The organism is Mycoplasma sp. 394 (assembly GCF_054353895.1).
Genome location: NZ_JBTHHL010000014.1, coordinates 1 through 9,606 on the forward strand (window position 1 = coordinate 1; position 9,606 = coordinate 9,606).

Below are 9,606 nucleotides of genomic sequence, written 5' to 3' on the forward strand. Positions count from 1 at the left end.
CAAACTCTCGAAAAAATTGACTGTCATGTTTTATATCTAGTTTTCAAAGAACTTTAAAAGCATCTAAATGCTTCGTTATTTATTATATCACAATATTTCATATTTCAAAATATTTTTTTTGATAATGTAATTTAGATAAAATTTGCAATACTTAATTTATCTTATCATAATATTTATTAATTACTAATAATTTTTGATATTTTAATAAAAAAATCGCTTTTATAAGCGATTTTTATGTTTATTTTTTGTTCTTGCGACGTTTAAGATGGAAGATTAATCCTAAAATTGCTGCTAATGATGCTAACACAGCGATAACAACTCCTGCAATTACTCCACCATTGCTCTTAGGTTGAGGTTTTGTTTGCTCTGGTTTTACATTTTGCTGTCTAGAAACTTCAGTTTCAACTTCTTTTTTAAGTGTTTCAAGGTTAGCAATTTTTTCTAAACTATATGAACCTGATTTTAATGTATTAAGTCTGTTTTGGTAGTCTGCTTTTTTGTTATCTGTATCAGGAAGTTTGTTAATTTCTTCTTGTGCTTGACTAACAGCATTATTCAATGCTTCTGTCATTTTTCCTTGAGCAACACTACTATTATCTAATTCATCATTTAAATCTGATTCTAATACATTGTAATCTTTACTTGATACCTTAGCGAGTTGGGCTTGATATTTACTTCTTTGCACATCTGAAATACTTGGATCAGATAATCAGGTTGCTAATGTTTGTTCTTGTTTTTTAATCTTATCAAGTTGTTGTTCTTGTGCCTTTTGCTCTGAAAGCTTAGTTTCGGCTTGAGGATCTACTTTCAATACATCTGCTTTAACATCAGTGTAAACTAATAATTTTGCATCGTTATCAAGATTATCTAATTCGGATTTGGCTGCAATTTTATCATCACCTTTTAATGCATTTACTCATGATGTAAGTTTATTCAAGGTTGCTTGATATTGGTCTTTAGCTTGTTGTTGGTCTACAGAAGCTTTTAAATCAGCGTTTTCGTTTAATAATTTGTCTTTAAGTGTTTGATAATCAGCAAGTTTTGCATCTGATTTAGCATTTAATGCTGCTAATGCATCTAAGTAACTGCTTTGTTTTGCTTTAGGTAAACTTCTGATTTGCGCATCGAGAGCAATCTTAAATTCAGCAAAACTCTTAGCATCGGCTGCGGCTTTAGCTGCTTGATCACTATCTGCAACTTGTTTTTGTAATCCTGAAATTTCAGAATATATTTTTGCTTTAAGGCTATCAAATTGTTGTTGGGTAGCATTTGGTCCTAATGCATCCATTTGTGATATATATTCAACTTGCTTAGAAGCATCAATAAATGAAATAATATGCATTAAATCAGCACGATTTGCTTGATAACTTTGATCTTCTAATAACTTTTGCACTGCTGGAATTTCTTTTAATTTATTTTTTAAATTATCTAATGCTACAGTTTGTTTTGCTTTTAGTAATTTACTATCAGTAAGCATTGCTCTAAGATCTGCCTGTTTATCAGCAGGAAGGATGTTGATTAAATCATTGATGTTATTTAAAGCATCGGTGTATGATTGAGCTTTTTGCTCTTGAGCTATTTTTGCTTTAACAAGAGAGTTTTGACTAAGTTCGTTATATAAATTATTTACATAATCAACTTGTGGGTTAGTATTTGAATAAATTTTATTTAATTTATCCAAGTTTTCTTTATTAGTTGGACTGTCATTTTTTTGCAGGTATTTGCTAATTGCATCATAAATTAATTTGCTGTCTTGTGTAACTTCTAAATCAACATTATCAAATAACAACTTGTCTTTAAATGCTTTTAAATCTGCTAATCGACTTGGATCTTTAAATTCATTAAGTTGTTTATAGTAATTAAATTGTAAATCAGGTGCTAAGGTAGCAATCATTTTTACAAGTTGATCCTTAAGAGTATCAAAACTTGCTTTTGCATCTATATCTTTAAGTTCAGGTTTTAAAGTAAAAATTTCTTTTTTGAGAGCATCAAGTTGTTCAGTTGTAGTTGCTGCATTAACCTTATTTATCAAATCTTGTTGATTGCTTTGATCAAGACTCTTAATTAAATCTAATAATCTTGGTTTTTGTGTATCTACATCAACTGCATCCATATATTGTTGTGCATTTGAACCTAATACTGCTTTTTTAAGGTCTGTAAGTTGCTTGAATTTTGGATCAAGCAGTTCTTCTTGGGCTTTTGCAGCTAATTTTAATTGGTTATTTAAACCTGAAACCATATCATTAAATTTAGCTCTTGCTTTTCTTACTTGTCTATCATCGAATCCTGTTTTAATATCAGAGAATTTAGTTAAGATTTCATCTTTTAATCCAGCAAGTTTATCAGCATCATTTGCATATAATTTTGCAAGTTGTTGGTAATTTACAAACACTGGTGAATCTTTTAACGGATTTAAATCAAAGATTGTTACTAAATCATCTGTTAATTTATCAATCTTTTTCTTTGTTTGATTTTGTGCTTGTAGTTTTGTATATGTATCAGTTAGACTTGGACGAATTGTAACCATTTTTTGATAAATTTCGTCCAACTTAGCATTTGCTTGATCATCCATACCATATACATTGATGTCTTTTAATGATGAAATAATATCTGCTTGATTGCTTTGTGGTAATGATTGAGCAAGTTCTAATAAAACATCTCTTCTAGTTTTAAGTTGCTCAATTAATGCATCTAAGTTTGCTTTTTCTTCTGGAACAAATGAATTATAAAGGTTTTCATATGCTTTGACTTTATCAGTAACTGGATTTAATCTTTCTTGATAATCAGCTGCTAGTTTTGGTGGAAGCAATGAAATGTATTTATTCAATTTATCTACTGTTTGGTTATATGCATCTAATTTACTTTGTGCATCAAGTTTTTCTTTTAGTTTTGGATTATTTGCTAATAATGAATTTTCAATTGCATCAAGGTTTAATGATACTCCTTTTATCCCGTATGAATTTAAACGAGTTAGAAAATCATTTTGTTCTTGGGTTGGTAAAAATTCAGCTAACTTTTTAAGTTCATCAATTTTTGCTTTTGTCGCAGCATCTGGGGTAGTTTCTACTGGTGCTAAATCTAATATTAATTCATTACTTAATGCATTTAATACACCTAATGAATTTGCATCATTAACTTTTTTAATAAATGCTTCTTTAGTAGTAGCATCAGTAATAACTTGCGCTTGTGATGTTAATTTTTCTTTTGTTTTAACAATTTGTGCATCTAAAGCAATTTGTGCATTTTGTGCATCGGTGATTGCTTGCACTAACTTTTGAACATCCAAGACACTTTGCACATCAGATAATTGTTTAGTTAAATCTGCTTTTACACCAGCATCAGTGATATTTGCTAATGCATCTTTTGCTTGTTGTTTAAGATTATTTAATGATTTTTCATCCTGATCAACAATTGCGCTTCTTAAATCAGATAATAATGATCTTAATTCATCATCTGAAATATTTGCTTTATTTGCTTTTGTTTTCAAATCATTTAAAAGACTTTGATCAACACCTGGTATGCTTGATAAATTATCAAGCATACTTTTTACTTCTGCTTTTGCTACATCAGAATTTGTTAATGCTAAAACATTTGTTGCGTCATCAAGTTGTTTTTGTGCATCTGTAATTTGTTTATCAGTAACATCATTTGTGAAAGCACGTTGTTTATATAAATCAGCTAATGCATTGTATTTTGATGTATATGTGCTATATGAATCGATAGTATACACACCATTTTCATTTGATACTTTTGATTTTTGTAACTGAGCAACTGCTGCATTTTGTTTATCTATATTTGCTTGAACTTGTGCTATAGCTACATCGATTGTAGCTTTAGCAGCATCGATAGTTGCTGAATCTGCATTCGGATTAGAAGCAATATTTCTTTGATCAGAAATTATTTTATTAAGTTGATTATATAATGATGGATAACTTTGATGGTATCCTAATGCTATATCAGTTAATTTGTCTGCTTCTTTAATAAAATCTTGATATTTAGCACCACGTTCTGATAATTGTGATTTAACAGAATCCATTAATGCACGAAACTCTTTGTTAATTGCTATTAAGTCAGTCACCTTGGTATCAGGCGAATTAACTTTATCTTTATTTGCTTCAACAAAGTCTGCTAACTTAGCATATGCTTGTGGATTGTAATGGGTTAATTGTGCTTTGATATCTTCAAATGTTTCAAGATCTCTTTTTACTAAATCACGAGCAAATACTGATGGTTTTAATGAATCTTGTGCTGCTTTTACATTTGCTAATAATTGATTATATGTTGGTTCAGTAAGACTATTAGGATCTGCAACTGCATTTTGCAGTGCTGTCACTGCATCTTGGTATTGTTCATATGATTGGTCAGTATATCGATTATCAGCATTACTGATTACATTCGCTGAAGCACTAGCAACTTGATCTGGTGTTAAAGTAACTTTTGCATATTTAATAACATTTTGCATACTAAAGTATACTGTATCAACCAGTTCTTGGGTAGCAAGAAAGTCCTTGCTTACAATTTGCTTTGCTTGTGCTTTAAGTTCATTGTATCTGTCTTGATCTTCTTTGCTTCATTGACTTATGTAATCAGGGTCTTTTGCGATTAAAGCACTTAATTGAGTTTTATCAGTTGCATTAAGTTGTTTATTATGGAATCCGAATAACTCAGTGATTTTAGGAACAGTTTTTCCTCATGTAATCTGAATACCAGTAACATATATATCACGAGGAATGGTAAATGATGTATCACTACGAGATAATTCACCTAGTTTTTTATATTTTAATGTGTTATCTTTTGTATCAAAATATTGTGCAGATACACTAACATCTGGATAACTTGTATCAGTGATAATTCTTAAATCAAGATTATCAAAGTAACCTTTTTCATTTCGATAAAGAATTTGTGAATTAGGGTTCTTTGGTTGATAGAAAGTTGTTGCATCACGATCAATCATCTTTTCTGGACTATGAGCATCATCAATTCCAACTGCAGGCACAGCCTCTTTTGAATCTTTTGGTGTTAATCCAGTGGTATCAAAACGATCATCATCATTAACTGTATATACCACAGGTGTAACTTTTGCTTTTAAATTAGTAAATGATAAATTAACATTACTGCTTCCTGTATTTATTATACGAACAAATCTTGCATTTTTAGCAACAGATACATCAGTATTGTCTGCATTAATTGCTACATCAGTTCAATGGAAACCATCTAGTGAATATTGAACTTTAATATCTTTTAGTTGAATATCATTACCAGTTGATGAACCTTGTTCATCTGCTGCTTGTTTTGGTTGAGAAGTTGGTGAAGCAGGTGAAGCAGGTGATGGTAAATTTTGTTCTCCACCAGAACTACTTTCTTCGGACGAAACAACATTTTTAACGCTTGTTTGATCAGCAACACTAAATGTTCAAGAAAGACTAGTCAATTTATAAACAGAATTAAAGTCTATACCTACTGAATCATTTGGTTTTAAATCAACAGTAACAGGAGTGTTATGTGTTCCTTCTTTATTATATAAATCAAATTCTTTTCCATCGAAACCTGTTGATAAAGAACCATTATGATTTAATAAGTATTTAGAAATATTAACACGTCTTTCGATAATATCTACTGATTTAATGTTTCAGTGTGTTAATGTGTTTGTTGGTGTTGGTTGTGGTTGAGACTGACTTGATGGTTCACTATCAGTTGCTTGTTGTGAAACAGCAACTGCTGTTGGTTCTGTAGCAACTACATGTTCAGCAATAACTTTTAATCCTGTTCATTCTTCTTTGTAATTTGCAGTAGTTTGATTACTAGAACCAGAAGTTGTTGTTGAATGAACATTAATTGAAATAGTTACTTCCCCAGTTTGTGCATCCTTAGTGGTAGAATATCTATCAGATGGGATATCAAATACTTCATTATTAACAAGCCCTTGGATTTTAATATCAGATACTTTTGCTTGTGGATCTTGTTTTATCTTTACTTCTGCTACTTTTGCTGGACGGTTGAAATTAATTACAAAATAATCGTTATCTTGTATTGTAGTTTGAGACGATGAACCTGTTGTATTATGTTTAAATGATGCAAGGGTGGCATCGTTTGAATCGGTTAAGTTAGATAATTTGTTATTAGTAATTGCTGAATCTAAAACAAGATTTGAATCAGTTGTCGGAAATAACTTTAAATCAGCTTCATTGCTTAATGATTCAAGTTGGATATTACCGATAGTCCAACGATTACCTTGATCATGAGTTCCTTTTACAACTAATCTAAAGTATTGGAATGTAGCATTTCCATATACTGTTTGAATCGCTGAACCATTTAAGTGCCCGAATCCAAATTGTTTTCACTCACCAGTATTTGGTTCACCATCTAGATACTCAACTACAAAATCATTCATTCTATCACCTGCATTTTGATAGGTTTGGAATAAATATAGCTGAGTAATATTCATTTTTTGAGGAAGTTTAAATCCAATGCTTTGATTTATACTTCAACCACTTGACTGAGTTTGTAAATAAATTCCATTTGCTGTACCATTTGAATTATCAAATAATAAATTAGTATTGTTCGCAAATTGAAGCACTAACCCATTTGTTGCATATTTTGAATTTTTATCTTTAACATTTACTGATGCTTGTATAAGGGTAATTTTTGAATTAGAATCAGTTGATGAAATTGATGGATTTAAATCTTGTGCATAATTAACTGTCTCATCTTTATTAACAATAAAACTTACTAGTGAAAGCATATTATCGCTAGTTGAATCATCTTGATTATTAACTATTCTAATTGCTGTTACATTTGCAATCCCGCTTTCACCTAATTCGGTTGTCCCTCATGTTGCAGTTGGATCACTTACAGAACCTGCAACTGACTGTGGATTATTAGAAGAAACTGTTAAATTAGTTATATCTATATTTTTTTCACCTTTATTCTCTTGTAAGTCTTGTCATTGATTTGGATCATCAGATGTTTGATATTGTAATTTTAATTTAGATAATAAACGTCATTTTTCATATCACATCTTTACATATACATCATGTAAGGTAATTGGACGACTGAATTGGTATCCAAAATAATCACCCTTTTTCATTCTTTTGTATTTTCCATCGGAACTAATATCAAAAGTAAATGTTGAATCACTATTATCTGCTTCTAAATGACTTGGATCTCAGTCGGCTCTACCATCGCGACCTAGGTTGGTAAAGAATGTTTTTTGGACTGCACCTAATGTTGAATTATCTACTGTTGCTAAAACATTATTATGTAAATTAGTTAAAAAATCAGTTAAATTACTTACAAAGTTATTCAAATCTGAATCACTTATTTGAATTGCTTTTAAAACACCCTTAATCATAGCACTATATGTTTGTGAGCGATTGTAAACAACTTTTGCTTCCTTGGTTAATTTACCAAATACTACAAAGTCAGAATTTTTGTAAGCAATTGTGGCATCTAAAGCAATAATACCCGCATTAGCTAAATCATATAAAGATTGCAATCATGGTTTTGTTTGTAAAACAAGTTGACTTTTACCAGCTACTAAAAATACATAATTGATATCATCTACTAGTTTTGATAATTTTGCTCTTAATCCATTGATATCACTTCTTGAAACCGAATCGATTCCTCTACGAATTGAATCGCCGATTCCACCTAAATAAAAGTTAGGTGCAGAGTTTATATCAGTTGATTCAACTGGAAATCCTTTGAAGTTATAATTGAAATTTCCATTAGATAATCAGGTTCGATTAAAGTCTCAATATAATTTGTAAAAGTGAGTTGAAATGTTGTATAAAGCATCTGTTAATTGTGGATCATTATAACTTTGGTCTACTGCGAAATTTAAAGCATTAAGATGGGTTCTTTGTTCAATTCTTAACGGGTCTGAATCAGTTAATTTATTATTTATTCAACGTTTTCATGCATAATCTGCAAAATCGAATAAAGTTACCTTTGAAGGTCCTTCCATTTGGTTTGGATCAATTGCAATTCCATCGATTTTAGCAAACTTATAATTGCTTTTGTCAGGATTATTATTATCACTTATATCTTGTAAGGTTTTTAATCAGAATTGGTTAATTCCTAACATCAGATAATCTAAACTACTTTCACCTTTATGTCAGTTTTGAATATAAATTATTTTTTTGTTTCCTGCAGTAAAGTTATTAGAACCATCGATATTTGGTCAATCAGTTCCAGAATCTATATATAATTGTACATTTGAATTGAATTGATCATAGTAACTTTTAAGGGATGTACTTCCACTTTTTGGATTTGAACGGTTTCGATAATCAAGATATCCAATCTTTGCATCTAAGTCATCATATCTTTTACTTTGTTCATTTCATCATTTAACTAAATCATCTAAAAATGCTTTTTGTTTATTTCCAATAGTAGTGTAATCTGATTGATTTAAAGTACCAGTAGTTGAAACTGCATCTGCAAATGGTTCATTGCTAAGTGGTGTTGCAATAACTATATCTTTAACACCAACATCTAAAAGTTGTTGTATTTTAGTTTTTAAAAGAGGTAATTTATCATTCATATTTGCAGCTGTGATTTTATCAGAACCTACAAATGGATTAATAAAATATACAAATTTCATTCCATTATCTGAAGTTGCTTTAATCAATGTTTTAATATCTTTTAATTCATCTTGGGTATATAAAGATGATCATAATGTAGTGGTTTTTAAATCAGTTTGTGGTTGGTAGTAATATCTGTTGTATTTTAAGTAACCAGCATAGTTAATTAAATCTAATTTGGATGCAAGGGTGCTAATCGATGAAGTATTTCTAAGTGACAGTCCACGTATTTCACGATCAGCTCAGTCTTTAATAGTGAAATTACGAAGTTGGCTTCCATCAATTTGTTTAAAGATATGTCATAAAGTAGTAGCACCATAAAATGCTGCATCAGCATCTTTAGCATACAAAGTAATAAAATTATTTGATGATCTTAGATAATATGCATCATTGTGACTAAATAAATCTGCAGCATTATCTGAAGAACTATCTTTTAACTCACTTGAACTAATACCAACTGTATTTAATAAGTTATCAACAGTATTATCCGAATCACCTTTAATACCAATTAAGATATTGGTTTTACCAAATAATAAATTTTTGCTACGAGTAATATTAGAAATATGTTTTGATTTTAAAAGATCTTCAAATCTTTTAATTGTAGCTTCTGATACACTATCATCATAAACGATGTTTACTGTATCAGTTAATGAATATGTATTATTTCCTCCATAATTGATTTGTTGCACACCTGGATAGATTTTGTAGTCAGGTAACGCAACTACTGGATTGCTTGTTGGGGTGCTTGCAGGAGTTTCAGTAGCAGATTTTGCTGATGAATCACTTGCACCTGTAGCACTAATAGCAGCAAAAAGTCCCAAAGAACCAGCTGCTGCTAGTAATGTCTTTATTTTCTTTTTCATTTTCATATTATAAGTTTATTAAATTTTCCAAAAAAAAAAAAAAAAAAACGGATAAAAATAATTTTGTTTATCCTTTTTTGTGGTAAATTGCTTTTATTTCATATTTTCCTGCATTTCCCACTTAAGTGGGATTTTTTATTTGATTATTTAACTCTCTTATA

General features: G+C 30.0%; 1 protein-coding gene. It reads right to left on the reverse strand.

The window, feature by feature from the left end; genetic code table 4:
- Positions 1-238: 238 nt before the first annotated feature.
- Entirely contained in the window at positions 239-9,445 is a 9,207-nt protein-coding gene (locus ACXYRQ_RS04230) for a beta-N-acetylglucosaminidase domain-containing protein (RefSeq protein ID WP_458614910.1), read from the reverse strand.
- Positions 9,446-9,606 lie beyond the last annotated feature (161 nt).